This window comes from Rhodococcus sp. FG69 (assembly GCF_057808915.1).
In genome coordinates, this window is record NZ_JBMDIX010000148.1 from 1 (window position 1) to 302 (window position 302).

The 302-nt window shown below is 64.9% G+C and carries 1 protein-coding gene; it reads left to right on the top strand.

The genetic code is table 11. The annotated features are described in order from the left end of the window. Positions 1–302, top strand: a 302-nt coding sequence (locus tag ACODSO_RS29380; protein WP_489040121.1) for a recombinase family protein, incomplete at both ends; no start/stop codon positions are given.

A 302-nucleotide genomic window follows, 5' to 3' on the forward strand; every position in this document is an offset into this window, starting at 1 on the left:
TGCAACGGGATGCCCTGGGCGTGGCGGGCTGTGAACGGGTCTTTGAAGACAAGGAAAGCGGGGCCAAGGCCGATAGGCCGGGCCTGACCGAAGCCCTCGCCTTCGCGCGGTCTGGTGATGCGCTGGTGGTGTGGCGACTTGATCGCCTGGGCCGGTCACTGCCTGACCTGGTGCGAATCGTCGGGGAGTTGGAGCAAGCCGGAATAGGCTTTGAGAGCGTGACGGAGCGAATCGAGACAGGCACGGCGGCGGGTCGCCTGGTCTTTCACGTCTTCGCGGCGCTGGCTGAATTTGAGCGCAAC